At 37.9% G+C, this 14,791-nt stretch carries 16 protein-coding genes; all 16 read right to left on the bottom strand.

Going from position 1 to position 14,791, the window contains the following annotated elements; genetic code table 11:
- Positions 1–15: 15 nt before the first annotated feature.
- A complete protein-coding gene (locus tag AC4PID_RS01950) occupies positions 16–831 on the bottom strand; it encodes a 2-oxoacid:ferredoxin oxidoreductase subunit beta (RefSeq protein ID WP_492133908.1) in 816 nt (271 codons plus the stop codon).
- On the bottom strand, positions 831–1,964 hold the full coding sequence (locus tag AC4PID_RS01955; protein ID WP_492133909.1) for a 2-oxoacid:acceptor oxidoreductase subunit alpha: 1,134 nt from the start codon (positions 1,962–1,964) through the stop codon (positions 831–833). Before AC4PID_RS01955 ends, AC4PID_RS01950 begins: the two co-directional genes overlap by 1 nt.
- Positions 1,964–2,173 (bottom strand): 4Fe-4S dicluster domain-containing protein, encoded by a 210-nt coding sequence (locus AC4PID_RS01960; protein WP_492133910.1) that lies wholly within the window; start codon positions 2,171–2,173, stop codon positions 1,964–1,966. Before AC4PID_RS01960 ends, AC4PID_RS01955 begins: the two co-directional genes overlap by 1 nt.
- A gap of 144 nt (positions 2,174–2,317) precedes the next feature.
- A complete protein-coding gene (locus tag AC4PID_RS01965) occupies positions 2,318–2,806 on the bottom strand; it encodes a GNAT family N-acetyltransferase (protein ID WP_492133911.1) in 489 nt (162 codons plus the stop codon).
- Between the two features lies 1 nt (position 2,807).
- Positions 2,808–3,533, bottom strand: a complete 726-nt coding sequence (gene scpB, locus AC4PID_RS01970; protein ID WP_492133912.1) for an SMC-Scp complex subunit ScpB — start codon at positions 3,531–3,533, stop codon at positions 2,808–2,810.
- 115 nt (positions 3,534–3,648) lie between these two features.
- A complete protein-coding gene (locus AC4PID_RS01975; protein WP_492133913.1) occupies positions 3,649–4,467 on the bottom strand; it encodes a segregation and condensation protein A in 819 nt (272 codons plus the stop codon).
- A complete protein-coding gene (locus AC4PID_RS01980) occupies positions 4,451–5,698 on the bottom strand; it encodes a tRNA nucleotidyltransferase/poly(A) polymerase family protein (RefSeq protein WP_492133914.1) in 1,248 nt (415 codons plus the stop codon). The genes AC4PID_RS01975 and AC4PID_RS01980 overlap by 17 nt, the downstream gene beginning before the upstream one ends.
- 190 nt (positions 5,699–5,888) lie before the next feature.
- Positions 5,889–7,190, bottom strand: coding sequence for a pyrimidine-nucleoside phosphorylase (locus tag AC4PID_RS01985; protein ID WP_492133915.1), 1,302 nt, complete (start codon positions 7,188–7,190; stop codon positions 5,889–5,891).
- A 13-nt stretch (positions 7,191–7,203) separates the two neighbouring features.
- A complete protein-coding gene (locus tag AC4PID_RS01990; protein WP_492133916.1) occupies positions 7,204–8,025 on the bottom strand; it encodes a purine-nucleoside phosphorylase in 822 nt (273 codons plus the stop codon).
- A gap of 18 nt (positions 8,026–8,043) precedes the next feature.
- Positions 8,044–9,216, bottom strand: coding sequence for a phosphopentomutase (locus tag AC4PID_RS01995; RefSeq protein WP_492133917.1), 1,173 nt, complete (start codon positions 9,214–9,216; stop codon positions 8,044–8,046).
- A 96-nt stretch (positions 9,217–9,312) separates the two neighbouring features.
- Positions 9,313–10,197: a site-specific tyrosine recombinase XerD gene (gene xerD / locus AC4PID_RS02000; protein ID WP_492135407.1), complete on the bottom strand. Its 885-nt coding sequence runs from the start codon at positions 10,195–10,197 to the stop codon at positions 9,313–9,315.
- 76 nt (positions 10,198–10,273) lie between these two features.
- Positions 10,274–11,464 (bottom strand): GGDEF domain-containing protein, encoded by a 1,191-nt coding sequence (locus AC4PID_RS02005; protein WP_492133918.1) that lies wholly within the window; start codon positions 11,462–11,464, stop codon positions 10,274–10,276.
- Position 11,465: 1 nt separating this feature from the next.
- Entirely contained in the window at positions 11,466–13,157 is a 1,692-nt protein-coding gene (gene recN / locus AC4PID_RS02010) for a DNA repair protein RecN (protein ID WP_492133919.1), read from the bottom strand.
- 17 nt (positions 13,158–13,174) lie between these two features.
- Positions 13,175–13,624, bottom strand: a complete 450-nt coding sequence (locus AC4PID_RS02015) for an arginine repressor (protein WP_492133920.1) — start codon at positions 13,622–13,624, stop codon at positions 13,175–13,177.
- Positions 13,625–13,689: 65 nt separating this feature from the next.
- Complete coding sequence (locus AC4PID_RS02020; RefSeq protein WP_492133921.1) at positions 13,690–14,241, bottom strand: chromate transporter; 552 nt, start codon at positions 14,239–14,241, stop codon at positions 13,690–13,692.
- Positions 14,238–14,786, bottom strand: coding sequence for a chromate transporter (locus AC4PID_RS02025; protein ID WP_492133922.1), 549 nt, complete (start codon positions 14,784–14,786; stop codon positions 14,238–14,240). Before AC4PID_RS02025 ends, AC4PID_RS02020 begins: the two co-directional genes overlap by 4 nt.
- Positions 14,787–14,791 lie beyond the last annotated feature (5 nt).

Consider the following 14,791-nt stretch of genomic DNA (forward strand, 5'->3'; position numbering starts at 1 on the left):
GTCTTCTCCCCTCGACTATTTTTTCAACTGAGCGATGATTTTATCATATTGCTCAGTGTACTCTGGTTCGACTTTGTTGAGGAACTCACCGATTAAGAACTTACCTTCTTTTTTCTCTGGAGGTAATTTCTCTGCAACTTTGTGATCGATGAAGCTATCTTTAAGGAAGTTCATCATATCGACTGCAGAACCTTTTTTATTCTTACGTCCGTAGTAAGTTGGACAGATTGAGATTGCTTCAACAAGTGAGAAGCCCTTATGCGCAATTGCTGCTTCCATTAATTTATCCATTTGTGGTACATGATACGCTGTCGTTTTAGCTGCATATGTTGCACCTGCTCCGATAGCAAGCTGTGTAATATCGAAAGGTTTATCAATGTTACCGTATGGCGCTGTCGTTCCTTTTTCAGAGGTTGGTGTTGTTGGAGAGTATTGACCGCCAGTCATACCATAGATGTTATTGTTAAAACAAATCGTCGTTAATCCGATATTTCTTCTTGCTGCATGGATTAAGTGATTACCGCCAATTGCAGATAAGTCACCATCACCAGCGATAACGATTACTTCTAATTCAGGGTTTGCAAGTTTGACACCTGTTGCAAATGCAAGTGCTCTACCATGTGTTGTATGAAGTGTGTTGAAATCCATATAACCAGGCGCTCTCGAAGAACAACCGATACCAGAAACGATACAAACTTTATCTTTATCTAAGCCAAGCTTATCAATCGCACGCGCGATAGATGCCATGATAATACCGTGACCACAACCTGGACACCAGATGTGTGGTAATTTTTCCATACGGAAAAAGCCTTCAGCCAATGGATGATTCATTATAATACCTCCTTAAATGCACGGATCAATTCTTCAGGGGTTAATACTTCGCCATTTGCTTTACCACAGTGGCGAACATCACAATTACCTTTTACGACGCGCTCAACTTCACGCACCATTTGTCCGTAGTTTAATTCGGCAACGAGGATATTTTTAACTTTTTTGCTAAGTGCCTCGATTTGTTTTTCTGGGAAAGGCCATACCGTAATTGGTCTGAATAAACCAACTTTGATGCCTTCGTTTCTAAGTGTTTTGATCGCTGCTTTAGCCGTTCTTGCAGTACCACCGTAAGATACGATTAAGTACTCAGCATCAGCTACTTCAATTTCTTCATATGTGATTAGATCATCTAAATTGTCTTCAATTTTAGCCATTAAACGATCCATTAATACACCAGCATTTTTTGTACTGTTGCTAGGGAAGCCTGTTTCATCATGCATAAGTCCTGTTACATGATATCTAAAGCCTGAGCCAAAGTCAGCCATTTTAGGTACTAAATCCCCATCATAAACTTTGTATGCTTTGTACTCATCGCCTTGGTTTGGTTTAATTCTATTGTAAACTTCGATTTCAGACGCATCTGGAATCTCGATTTTTTCTCTCATGTGACCTGTGATTTCATCTGTTAATAAGATGACTGGCGTTCTGTATTTCTCAGCTAGATTAAACGCTCTGATGGTTAAGTCAAACGTCTCTTTAACTGAATCTGGTGTTAAACAAATAACAGGATGATCCCCATGTGTTCCCCACATTGCTTGCATCAAATCACCTTGACCTGGTGCAGTTGGTAAACCAGTACTTGGACCACCACGTTGTACGTTGACGATTACCACTGGCACCTCAGCAAGTGCAGCATAACCGATGTTTTCTTGTTTGAGTGAAAAGCCTGGACCAGATGTAGCAGTCATTGCTTTAGCACCTGTTAAAGATGCCCCTATAGCAGCAGCGATACCTGCGATTTCATCTTCCATTTGGATAAACTTACCACCAATTCTAGGTAGTTTCTCAGCTGATAATTCAGCGATTTCTGTTGAAGGTGTAATCGGATAGCCTGAATAAAATGTCATACCCGCCATTAATGCGCCTTCTACACAAGCTTCGTTTCCTTGTAGAAATTTGACTTTCTTAGCCATTATTCTTTACCTCCTAAAAAAATTGCAAAATCTGGGCATCTCATTTGGCACATACCACACTTGATACAGTTTTCTCTGTCAAGCATCGTCACCTTGCCATTTTCATTGAAACCTAGAACTTTTTTAGGACAAAACGCTATACAAATACCACAACCTTTACACCAAGCTTCGTTGATGTGAATGGTCAAATTTTCTTTTGAATTAGCCATTGGAATCCTCCTTTTACTCTCACTTACAATCATATCATATCAAGGTTGTTTTGCAAGGATTATTTCATTTTTGGAGGAATTCTTTATAAAATTGCAATTTTTCATTCAAATTGTATGATAGGCTTTTTGAATAGCTGTATACAATTATTTCTTTTTAGTCCCTTTGCAGGGTTGATCAAAAAATGCCAGAATGCTTGGAAGCACTATTGCATCCTTTAAGTTCATATGAGGTAGTTCAGTAGATAGATTTTCATTAATAATGACTTTATCTTTGTCAAAGTCTTCACACTCCCCTTTTAAAACATGACGGTAGAACGCACACTCAATTTCATTTCCTGTGAATATAGCTGATTTTGCACCACTGATCTCGGCACTATTTAGCATTGCTCTTAAAAGACCTTCACCGAGGGCAATACGTCTTTCGTTTTCAGCGACATGGACCGCATTGATCAAAACGCACCCTTCACTGACAAATGCGTATTGACCAGCACCGATAATCGCATCTCCATCCTTAACCACAAAGCGCTTAAAATTCAAATTTGCAAGCTGTCTTTCAAAAAATAAATTTTCGATTTCATATGAAACTTCCCGCCAACTTGTTATACGAGATTCTAATGGTTTAATTTCAATCATCTTATGCCTCTTCTTCAGATATAGTATCGATTGTGTCATCCTTTTGATCAATTCCATTTTCTATTGCTTCATCTTCAAGTACTTCTATTACATCCTCTAACGCATCTTCTGTTGCATCTTCTGTTGCATCTTCTGTTGCATCTTCTGTTGCATCTTCTGTTCCATCTTCTTCTACCTGAGCTGATTTGGTTGTTCTCGAAGTAATCGTCTCAACAAAATCGCCCACTTCAGGTAGATCCATTAAGGTCTTAAAGCCAAAACTCTTAAGAAAGGTATCTGTCGTGCCATAGATCTGTGGTCGTCCAATTTTTTCAAGTCTTCCCATCACTTGAACGAGTTCTCTTTCCACGAGATTTTGAAGTGGCCCATCAGAGTTAACGCCTCTAATTTGTTCTATATCCAGCTTCGTTATAGGTTGCTTGTATGCGATTATGGCAAGTACCTCTAACGCAGAATTAGAAAGGCCTTTATTACGACTTGTCGCACAGAGTTGTTCGATATAGGCATAATTGGCTCTCAGTGTACTCAGCTGATAATGCTTATTTACCTCAACGATTTGTATGCCTCTGCCTTCCTTCTTGAAGGTCTCTATCATTTCTTCGATCACTTCTTCAACTACAGATGCCTTCAAGTCTAGAATTTTTGCAATTTTACTTAGACTGAGTGGCTCTCCCCATGCAAACAAAAGCGATTCTATTACTGATTTATAGTTAACGTTGGTTTCCATATCGTTCCTCTCACTTTATCTGGAATTTAACCTAAAATAATACTTCAAGATTAATTAATTACATATATAGTCTTATTTCAGTTATTTACAGTTCAGTTATTTACAGTTCAATTATTTATAGATCAGTCATAACGACTTGTGTGTTCTCATCCGCTTCATCTTCATCGACAAGCTCTTCTTGACGATCCTCAAGTGCTCTTTTACGAATAGAGATTTCACCAAAAATAGTTTCTTGGACGATTCTGATTTCTTTTAGTTTAAGCAATTCAAGAATCGCTAAGAAGGTGACAACCACCTCTTCTCTTGTGATGAACTCATCAAACAAGGTTGAAAACTCAAAGCACTCTTCGGTTAATATCCTATTGCGTATTTTGCTAAGCTTATCATCGACTGTGTGCGCATCGCGTTTGATGCCTTTAAAGTACTTTTGTCTTCCGTCGTCAAATCGATTGATTTTAACCAGCACACGCTGTATGGCTTCTACTAAAAGCATTTGATCCATGGATTCGTTAAGTGTTTCTTTACTTACGTGATCCACATATTGGCTTAAATCGGACTGCTCTTTAAAGACGACCTCATCCAGTGTGCCCTCGGTTTCACGAAGTAAGCTTGCAATTTCTTTAAACTGCTTGTACTCAACCAATCGTTTAACCAACTCTCTTCTTGGATCTTCGTTACTGTAATCGAAAACCTCCATATCGTTTCGATCGGGTAACAGCATTCTCGACTTGATTTCAATAAGGGTTGCCGCCATAACGATAAACTCAGTAGCAGTATCTAAATCGAGATTTGATAGGTTATCAATTACTTCTAGATATTGTGAAGTAATACTGACGATAGGAATATCGTAAATATCAACTTCTTCTCTTGTTATTAAGTGTAATAGAAGATCCAAAGGTCCTTCAAAGGCTTCCAATTTAATATCTATGCTCATATAATTTGCTCTCAATCCATTTTATTTCGTCTTCAAAAGTCATTGATTTTAATTGCTCTATTTTATAACGTTGCAAAGCCCCCAAGGTTGAACGCTTGTTATAGGTGATGGGGAGGTTTCTTTCAATTAGTGCTTTTCTATTAATCATAATCTTAAGTGGCTTAAGCTCTTTGATGTATTTTTTAATATTTTCACTAGTTCGTGGTGTCTGTGAAGCAATCCATGCTATCCCTAATTCAAAATCGCTGAAAGGCGAAAGCAAATCAAACAAATCAATATCTAAAATCGACTCTAAACTAAGTCGTTCTAATACCACTTGGGTTCGATTGATCCCTCTACTTATGGTTTTAGTCGTATTTACCCAGAACATCAGATTAGATGTATAGTAGGCTAACAGCTCCATCTGCTGCATTTCATTTACTGATAGATTAGGGAGAAGCGTGATTACTTGACCCATCAACTCACTAATTCTACTCGCTTTAACACTTTTGTTTGGCTTTGCTTTTTCACTGGTTTCAGGCTCTAACTCAATCAGTAGACGATGTTCATTCAGGTGCATTAGAAGCTCTGAATATCGGTCATCCTCTATGTACTTAAGAAGGATTTTTTTATATCTCGCTTTTGAAAAATGATTTAACCAATTTTCTTGAATCGCTCTTTTAAACTGCACTTCAGTTAATAATTCTAGTGACAAATCAAGCGTTACCATATACTTAACCGCGCGCATTAATCGTGAGGGATCCTCGTAAAAGCTATCATCGTGAAGCGTTCTTATGCGTTTCTGTTCAATATCCTGCAAAAAAAGCGGGTGAGAATAAGATACTATGATAGGTCCAGAGTGGTCTAGCAGGTCTGAAATGGACTGTGGTGTCACTTCAACATAGCCTGTATTAATTGTAAAATCCCTGCGTTTCAGATCGCCCTCTAGATCACTGATAATAACATCTGGTAGCCCTTTATTTGCAAGATATGTTTCAGTTCTAAATACGGCTAGGTCGATTTGATAAGGTGCAATATTCAGAGTAGCGGTCATAAACTCGCTGGTCTGCGTGATGTCAAAAATTTTAATGGCTTCAAGGAACAGGGCATCGTTCATTGCAAGATCGATATCAAAACTCGGCTTGTGATAAAAGGCATCACGAACACAGCCGCCTACGAAATAAAAAGACGTATTTAATCGGTTTGCAATTTCTGTTAACTTAAGTAGTATGTCTTCAACCCTTTGTACCATCTTAAGCCTCCAATTTGAGTCAACTCTTATTATTATAACGTTATCTAAAATGAAAGACAACTTAAACCCAACTGATCCCTTCTTATTATATAATAAAAAGCTTCAATTAAAAAACACCCCACTTATTTTATCTAATAAATGGGGTGTGGTTATCTTGCAGATCTATGATTCATACTTCTAATCTATTTACCTACTCGATAATCTCATAGATGTATTTAACCTCACCAGGGTGATGATTGCTAACGACGAAAGCGGTTCTCGCCATACGTTCAGCCTCATTTGTATCTTCTGCATTTGTATGAAGTACACAGAGTACATCTCCTAAATTGACATGTTCACCAATTTTCTTTTTAAGTGTGATGCCTGCTGCAAAATCAATTGCATCTTCCTTTTTACGTCTACCAGCACCGAGCATCATTGCTGATATACCAATTTTTTCAGCATCAAATCCAGCGACATAGCCTTCAAGATCTGCCTTAACTTCAATGTGTTTTGAAGCTTTTGGTAATAATTCAGGGTTAGAGATTACTTCTGGATTGCCACCTTGGATTTGAACGAATTTTTTAAGAATCTCAATTGCTTCACCAGAAGCAATCAATGCTTCAAAGTGTTTGCGCGCTTGTTCGATGTTCTCAAAAGCACCACCCAACACAGCCATATACGATGCGATTGTAAGTGCAACTTCAGTTTCGTCTTCAGCGCCATGACCACTAAGTACTTCTATCGCCTCTTGGATTTCGTTTGCATTACCCACTTCATGTCCAAGTGGTTGATCCATGTTCGTAATTACAGCAACTGTTTTTCTATTGAGTGAGTTACCGATAGCAACCATGGTTTTTGCTAGTTCCCTAGCATCATCAAGCGATTTCATAAACGCACCCGAGCCAACTTTAACATCGAGAACGATTGCATCTGTGCCTGCGGCAATTTTTTTACTCATAATTGAGCTTGCAATTAATGGGATACTATCGATCGTACCCGTTACATCTCTTAAAGCATATAGTTTTTTATCTGCAGGTGTCAGATTGCCTGACTGTCCTACGATTGCCATTTTATATTGGTTAACGTTGTTGATAAAGTCTTCATTGCTAAGCTCAACTTTAAAACCTTCAATCGCTTCTAGTTTATCGATGGTACCACCTGTATGACCGAGGCCTCTGCCTGACATTTTGGCTACAGGAACTCCCACTGAAGCAACGAGTGGAATAACGATTAAGCTGATTTTATCACCTACACCACCAGTTGAGTGCTTGTCAACCTTGATGCCTTCAATTCTGCTAAGGTCCACTTGATCGCCAGAACGCACCATGGCATCCGTTAAATCTGCAATTTCTTGAGCTTCCATTCCCTTAAAATAGATTGCCATTAATAGAGCAGACGCTTGGTAATCAGGAATTTCACCTTTAGTATATCCTTCTATAAAAAAGTCAATTTCAGCTTTTGATAATGACTCTCCGTGTTTTTTCTTATTGATTACATCAACTATACGCATTGCCGCCTCCTAATTATGCAATTTCGATAATTCGATTCACAAGTTTGATAAATGTGCTTTGAACTCGATTTGCAACTTCTACAACTTCTTGATGATTTAAAGCTGTCTTTTGAATGCCGGCAGCCATATTTGTAATACATGAGATACCTGTTACTTTCATACCCATATGTGCTGCTACAAGTGCCTCAGGAGCAGTTGACATACCTACGGCATCTCCGCCTAACATTTTAGCAAGTCTAACTTCAGCAGGCGTCTCGTAAGCAGGACCAGTAAAATAGAAATAGACCCCTTGCTTGAGATCAATATTCAAAGCTTTTGCTTCATCAAGTATTTGTGCATTGAACTCAGGGCTATAAATACTTGAAGCATCTGGGAATCTAGGTCCAAGCTCAGCTTCGTTTTTACCGATTAATGGATTGACACCCATGATATTGATTTGATCTGTAATCAGCATCAGTGTACCACCGCTGAAAGATTCGTTTGTACCGCCAGCAGCGTTGGTTAAAATCAAATGTTTCACGCCTAAAGCTTTTAATACTCTCACAGGGAATGTCACTTCTTGCATCGTGTAACCTTCATAGTAGTGAAAGCGCCCTTGCATCGCAATGACGTTTTTACCGTTGAGTTTACCTACGACAAATTGACCCTCGTGACCTTCTACAGTAGATACTGGAAAATGAGGAATTTCAGAATACTTAATTTTTATAGGTGATTCAATCTCCTCTGCCATAATTCCCAAACCTGAGCCGAGTATCAAACCTAATTCAGGTTGAACAGTGAGCTTTGACTCAATATATGCTTTTGCTTCACTCATTTTCAAGAGCAGTTGATCCATTTTTGCCTCCTAAGACCTTTATTTTAAAATTTCATTTTTAAAGCTTGTTCCGTTTGCAGTAGCTGGGATACCTAAAATGTCTGATACAGTTGCAGCTACATCAGCAAAGGTTTGACGTGTACCAATATTTGTGCCTGCTTTTACAGCATCACCATAAATCAACAAAGGAATATATTCTCTTGTATGATCGGTACCACTATATGCGGGATCATTGCCATGATCTGCAAGAATGATAAGTAGGTCAGAAGGCTTCATTGCATTAAATAATTCTGGCAATCTTGCATCCACCTCTTCAATCGCTTGACGATAGCCAGCGACATCTCTTCTATGACCGAACTTTGCATCAAAATCTACTAGGTTAGTAAATAGAATGCCCTTGAAATCTTCTTTTAAATAATTCAGTGTCTGATCGACACCATCCATATTATCCTTCGTATGAACATCGTGTGTGATGCCTTCGCCATCGTAAATGTCAACGATTTTACCAACCGCTCTTACGTCGTACCCAGCTTCTTTTGCATAATCAAGAACCGTTTTCTCAAATGGTTTTATGCTATAATCTCTTCTGTTTGAAGTTCTTTGGAAATTTCCCGGTTCACCTACGAATGGTCTCGCAATAACTCTGGCAACCTGATCATCCCCAACTAGGATATCTCTTGCAATTTGACACATGCGATAGAGCTCATCTAAAGGAATGATGTCCTCATGTGCAGCAATTTGAAATACTGAATCTGCTGATGTATAAACAATCGGATTTCCTGTTTTCATATGCTCTTCACCCAGTTCATCTAAGACAACTGTGCCTGATGCAGGTTTATTACAAAGCACCTTTCGACCTGTTTGTGCTTCAAATGCATTTATAATATGTGGCGGAAAGCCATCCGGATAGGTTTTAAATGGTTGTTCAATTTTAAGTCCTGCAATTTCCCAATGACCTGTCGTAGTATCTTTACCATTAGAAGCTTCTAAGCTTCTGCCAAATGCGCCTATTGGATTTGGATCTGCATCGATATAATCGATACCGTCAATGTTGCCTACGCCTAATTTTCTTAAATTTGGAATTTTAAAATGATCTGTCGATTTTGCAATGTGACCCAGTGTACTGACACCGATATCACCAAATTGTTCTGAGTCTGGCAAAGCGCCAATTCCCACGCTATCAAGTACAAATAATACCACGCGATTAACCATAGTGTTCCTCCTATATTTTTTTACCGAATCTCAGTTATACATTTGCTTAGTTATGGTTTAAGTAAACTGACTGCGGCTAATTAAAAAAGAGCCTAATTAGGCTCTAGGGTGTGTTTTTTCATAGATATCTCTCAGCTTAGCATTCGACATTTCAAGGTATATCTGAGTTGTTGCAACATCAGAATGACCTAACATTTCTTGAACCGATTTTAAATCTGCGCCATTTTGAATTAAGTGAAATGCAAAAGAATGTCTCAGCGTATGCGGTGTAATTGATTTGTGAATATTCGCTTCTTCTGAATAGCGTTTTATCACTTTCCAAAACCCTTGACGCGTCAATTTTTTTCCATAATAATTCACAAATAAGGCATCTTCATCTTCAGAAACAAGCTGACCCCTACCATCTTTCAAATAGATGTCAATCGCTCTTGAAGCCATTGACCCTAGCGGAATCACTCTTGTCTTGTTTGCCCCTTTACACTTTATATACCCCATGGTTGTGTTGATATCGGAAAGTGTTAAGGAAATCAATTCAGAAACGCGAATACCAGTAGCATAGAGAAGCTCAATCATAGCTTTATCCCTTTTGCCTATAGATGTACGCACATCAGGTCTTGAAAGTAATCTTTCAACCTCAGCAAGCGTTAATACCTGTGGCATTTTACGATCTTGCTTCGGTGCTTCCAGTTCAGTTGTTGGATTGCTTACCATATACCCTTTGTGGTGTAAAAACGAATAAAAGGTTCTAAGCGACGCAATCGTTCTAGAAATTGTCGCATTTGCTTTTCCAGATTTCTTAAGAAAAATCGTGTAAGTCATCATATCTACCGGCGAAACTTGAGTTAAATCGTCTAGCTTTAAATTTGAACTCACATACTCACAAAAAAACTTTAAGTCTCTTTTGTAAGACAATAGCGTATTCGTCGATAATTTCTTGTGATCAACAAGAAAAGCTTCATATTCGTTTATGTAACTGTTCATCTTTTCCATATATATACCCCTATTTTATCTTAAACCCATGAAATTTAAATACATTTGACCATCTTTTGTAGTGATTTTACAATTTGGATGCCTTTATTGTTTTCTTTTGTGCATACATTTCTTCGTCCGCTTCGTGTACAAAGCTCAATAAAGTAGTGTGTTTTGTTGCGTCAAACTGTGTTATACCAACACTTGCACTAATTTTAAACTTATACTCACCCACAGAATTCACCTTTAAAAATTCATCTGTAATTCTTCTCCAAACTCTTTGGGCTTGTTGCTTGTTACATCTTGTGAAAATTATTAAAAATTCATCCCCTCCTAATCTCGATACGACATCAAACTCTCTTAGTGACGATTGTATATTCAATGAAATTGCTTTAATTAATCGGTCGCCTTCTTTATGTCCCCATCTATCGTTGACAACTTTTAAATCATTAATGTCCACATAAGCAATCGTCAAATCATATTTAAACCTAACCGCTCTCGCCATTTCAGATTTTAAATGTGTTAAGCCAGCCTCTCTACTGAGCGCACCCGTCATGACATCGGTTTCAGCTTTAAATTTATAGTTTTCAAGGTTACGATCGACCATAAAAGTTCGATTCACTAAGATGATTAACACGAGGATCATAACCGTAACAAATAGAAAGCTCACGAGAAAATAGCCTGTGAACGCAGACGAATTAGGGACTCTCAGCACACCATTTGCTGTGAATTTCGCCATATTTTCAAAGGTCAATCTCTGATAGAGAATCACCAATGAAAATAATCCCAAATTGCTTAATAGCATCACCAAATCCAGTCGAATGTTATTTTGAGCGTACTTTTTAAACTGAGAAACCACCATTCTATAGTAACTCAGTAAGGTAAGCAAACCACCAAAATAAAAAACGTTTGCTAAGAAATTTCCAGATGCATATAGCGTTCTATAGTCCAATAAATTCCCATCGACCAGTAGGATTAGATTGGAAGCCACCATTGAAGCAATAATTGACATCAAATAAAGTAGCATCACAGACATTGCTGACACAAATGATGAAATTTGATACATAAATCGCATCAACAACATAAGTCCAAGATGAAAAATCAAGACTGTATCAAGGTGAATCAATTCAACTCTTGTCATCATGATAGCCAAATAAAGCACCGTTATCCCGTGCTTTAATTTCGTATCTTTCTTCAATTTTGGTGCCAGACGTGTCAAAACGACAAACATCAGGCTCCCCGTTAACAGGCTGTACAAAAATCTTATCAACCAATCCATTTCAATGCCTCAAAATGATTTTTTTATCTCTCGCATTTTTCAACATCTCGCGTGCGTGCTGTGTTGTTGACTCTGTTACCTTAGCACCACCCACCAAGCGACCAATTTCGTCTTCCACCTTTGTTTCATCCAGTTTAGACAATACCGTTTCGGTTTGAGTGCCATCTGATGATTTTTCAATTAGATAGTGATGATCCGCATAAACGGCAATCTGTGGTAGATGGGTAATACAGATAATCTGACTGTTCATTGCAATTTTGGATAATTTTTCTCCGACTATGTTCGCAGTAATCCCACTAATACCCGTATCGATTTCATCAAAGACAAGTGTTGAAACTTCATCAATTCGACCAATCACGATTTTAATTGCAAGCATCAATCTTGAGAGTTCACCCCCAGAGACCACTTTCTTTAAAGGTCTAAAAGGTTGTCCTATATTTGTCGTTATTAAAAAATCTATTTCGTCGATTCCCATTCTTCTTACAGAACGGTTTTCAATTAATTCAATTTTAAAAGAAGCCTCTTTCATGTTGAGTTCATGTAATTCGTGCTCTAATGCCTTTTCAAACGCTTTAGCTGCTTTTAATCGTAACTCAGACAACTTAGATGCTTCATTAAAATATGCTTCCATTTTTTTAGATATCGTTTTATTGACTTCATTAATCCTAGTTTCTATTGATTCTAAGTTTTCTCGCTCAACACATAATCTGTCGTAATGTGAGAGAATGAGTTCAATACTTTGACCATATTTTGTTTTAAGTGTATTGATGGTATCGAGTCTGTCTTCTAAGGCTTTCAAACGTTCAGGATCAACGTCAAGCTTTTCTGAATAATGAACCAAATCCTTAGAAAGATCCTCCATTAAATAGAAGACGTCTTTTAATCGCTCACCAAAACTATCAAGCGTTTCATGAAATCCTTCTAATTTTCTGAATTGTCCATTGATAGAGGAAAGACTCCCTATAGTACCATCGCCATATTCTCCATGAAAAAACTCAATCGCATTTTCAACGGTTTCTTTAATCTGCCCCATGTGATTGAGATATTCAAATGCTTTTTCAAGATCAACATCTTCACCGGGTTTCAGTTTGGCAAGTTCAATTTCATCAATTTGATAATTTATATAATCAAGCTGCTTAACGCGATCACTGGACTTCGTCTCTAAATCTGTAAGCAATGCTTTAAGTTCATTTATTTCATCATAATAAAGACCAATGTTCTTTAAAAGAATATCATGCTTTTCACCACCATATGCATCCAGTAATGAAAGCTGCTCTTCTTTTTCAAGCAATGTCTGGTGCTCATTTTGACCATGAATATTAATTAAAGCTTCTGTCACCAATTTAAGCTGAGAAAGTGTCACCAATTGTCCGTTGATTCTAGACTGACTTTTCCCTTTGGCCTGGATTTCACGGGACAATATAATCACTTCATCATCGGCTGGAATCATTTGATCGCTTAATATCGAATTGACTGTAGGATTGGTTTGAAAGCCTGCATTGATTAATGCCTTTTCACTTCCAATTCTGACAGCATCTTTGTTTGCAGTGCCCCCCATTACGAGATTTAGAGCACCTAAAACCATCGACTTACCTGCTCCAGTTTCGCCTGTCAGGACATTTAAGCCCTCATCAAACTTGAGCTGCGCTTTTTTAATCAAGACAAAATCACTAATGTTAAGCTCAAAAAGCATGCGACCTCCACGTGTCTCTAGACTAATAATTCTTTAAACTGTTTAAGTAAATCCTGTACCATGTCTTGCTCTTTTACTAAAAGAAAGATGGTATCATCTCCGGCAATACTACCTACGATTTGTTTTAGGTTAAGTGCATCGATAGACACCGCTGCTGCACTTGCAGATCCAACAAGCGTCTTAACCACGATGATATTACCAGCATGATCGATCGAAGTGACAGAGTTTCTGAAAATTTTAAGGAATCGTTCATTGACTACGCCTTCTTTTTCTCTAATCGAAGCATACTTGTAACGACCATCCTTGGTAAGTACCTTGATTAGTCTCATCTCTTTAATATCTCGAGATACGGTTGCTTGCGTTACTTGAAAACCAGATTCGCGTAATTCTGACGCTAACTCATCTTGCGTTTCAATGTCTTTACTTTCAATAATTTCAAGAATTTTCGAATGTCTAGAGTATTTCATAATCATTCCCCCAATAGAAGTATTATATAACATTATTAAAATTGTGTAAAATACTTACTGTCAAGCTACCAGATGAAAATACTAATTATGCCAAATCCAAGTATATAATAAAGTGGATGCTTTTGTGTCTTCTTAATCACAAGATATGAAATGACAAGCATTGCCCATGCTTTATAATCGAAATTCGACAGAAGCTCTGATGGTGTATTGACGCCACCTTCAAATAAGGAGACTCTAGCAACTTGTATAATTGATGTTGCAATCAAACCAATTACAGTTGCTTTGAGGCCAACGAAAGCTGCAACTACAATTGGATGTGATCTGTATTTTGCCAAAACTTTTGACAGTGCAATGGCTAAAATAAAGGCTGGTGTAACAATAATGACGGATGCCAATATTGCGCCTAATAGGCTTGCCTCTCTATAACCAATGAAGGTTGCCATATTGATGGCAATCGGTCCAGGTGTGGATTGCGAGATAGCGATTAAGTCAGCAAATTGACTGTCCGTTAACCAGTTGTTATGAATCGATATGTCTCTCAGAAGCGGAATCATTGCTAGGCCGCCACCGTAAGTAAACAATCCAATCTTAAAAAACTCCAAAAGCAATTTGATCATTTGGTCACCCGCTCTCTAAAAACGAGTACACCACTTATTCCTCCAGCGACGATGACCAAAACTGGATTGATTACACTAAACAAAACTAAAACAAATGCAAACAATGCAATTACTGCTGTTTTTTTATCAAAAATTGCCGCCTTGAAAAGTCTTTGAAAAGAGTCGAAAAGTAACGCCAGTACGACCACTCTGATGCCTTTAAATGCATTCTTAACAATTTGTTGATCTTCAATTTTTGTAAAAATCATAGCAATCAACATAATGATTAATATAGATGGTGTAATAACGCCCAATGTACAGAACAATGCGCCTTTGGTCTTTCCTAATCGATATCCAATTAGAGCCGAGGTATTCGCAGCGATAACACCAGGTAGTGTCTGAGCTAGTGTATAGCACTCGACAACTTCATCCATACTCATGATTTTTTGATCTTTGACCAGCTCTTGTTCGATGATAGGTAGCATGGCATATCCGCCACCTATGGTAAATAGACCGACTCTAAAAAATGCAATATAGAGTTGAATCAATTGTTTGAAACGTAGCATTTTTA

The organism is Fusibacter sp. QWL-12, from assembly GCF_058683495.1.

Bases quoted from the DNA above. Each gene is read 5' to 3' on its own strand.
- AC4PID_RS01950 (WP_492133908.1), bottom strand. From the start codon at position 831: ATGAATCATCCATTGGCTGAAGGCTTTTTCCGTATGGAAAAATTACCA.
- AC4PID_RS01955 (WP_492133909.1), bottom strand. From the start codon at position 1,964: ATGGCTAAGAAAGTCAAATTTCTACAAGGAAACGAAGCTTGTGTAGAA.
- AC4PID_RS01960 (WP_492133910.1), bottom strand. From the start codon at position 2,173: ATGGCTAATTCAAAAGAAAATTTGACCATTCACATCAACGAAGCTTGG.
- AC4PID_RS01965 (WP_492133911.1), bottom strand. From the start codon at position 2,806: ATGATTGAAATTAAACCATTAGAATCTCGTATAACAAGTTGGCGGGAA.
- scpB (WP_492133912.1), bottom strand. From the start codon at position 3,533: ATGGAAACCAACGTTAACTATAAATCAGTAATAGAATCGCTTTTGTTT.
- AC4PID_RS01975 (WP_492133913.1), bottom strand. From the start codon at position 4,467: ATGAGCATAGATATTAAATTGGAAGCCTTTGAAGGACCTTTGGATCTT.
- AC4PID_RS01980 (WP_492133914.1), bottom strand. From the start codon at position 5,698: ATGGTACAAAGGGTTGAAGACATACTACTTAAGTTAACAGAAATTGCA.
- AC4PID_RS01985 (WP_492133915.1), bottom strand. From the start codon at position 7,190: ATGCGTATAGTTGATGTAATCAATAAGAAAAAACACGGAGAGTCATTA.
- AC4PID_RS01990 (WP_492133916.1), bottom strand. From the start codon at position 8,025: ATGGATCAACTGCTCTTGAAAATGAGTGAAGCAAAAGCATATATTGAG.
- AC4PID_RS01995 (WP_492133917.1), bottom strand. From the start codon at position 9,216: ATGGTTAATCGCGTGGTATTATTTGTACTTGATAGCGTGGGAATTGGC.
- xerD (WP_492135407.1), bottom strand. From the start codon at position 10,197: ATGAACAGTTACATAAACGAATATGAAGCTTTTCTTGTTGATCACAAG.
- AC4PID_RS02005 (WP_492133918.1), bottom strand. From the start codon at position 11,464: ATGGATTGGTTGATAAGATTTTTGTACAGCCTGTTAACGGGGAGCCTG.
- recN (WP_492133919.1), bottom strand. From the start codon at position 13,157: ATGCTTTTTGAGCTTAACATTAGTGATTTTGTCTTGATTAAAAAAGCG.
- AC4PID_RS02015 (WP_492133920.1), bottom strand. From the start codon at position 13,624: ATGAAATACTCTAGACATTCGAAAATTCTTGAAATTATTGAAAGTAAA.
- AC4PID_RS02020 (WP_492133921.1), bottom strand. From the start codon at position 14,241: ATGATCAAATTGCTTTTGGAGTTTTTTAAGATTGGATTGTTTACTTAC.
- AC4PID_RS02025 (WP_492133922.1), bottom strand. From the start codon at position 14,786: ATGCTACGTTTCAAACAATTGATTCAACTCTATATTGCATTTTTTAGA.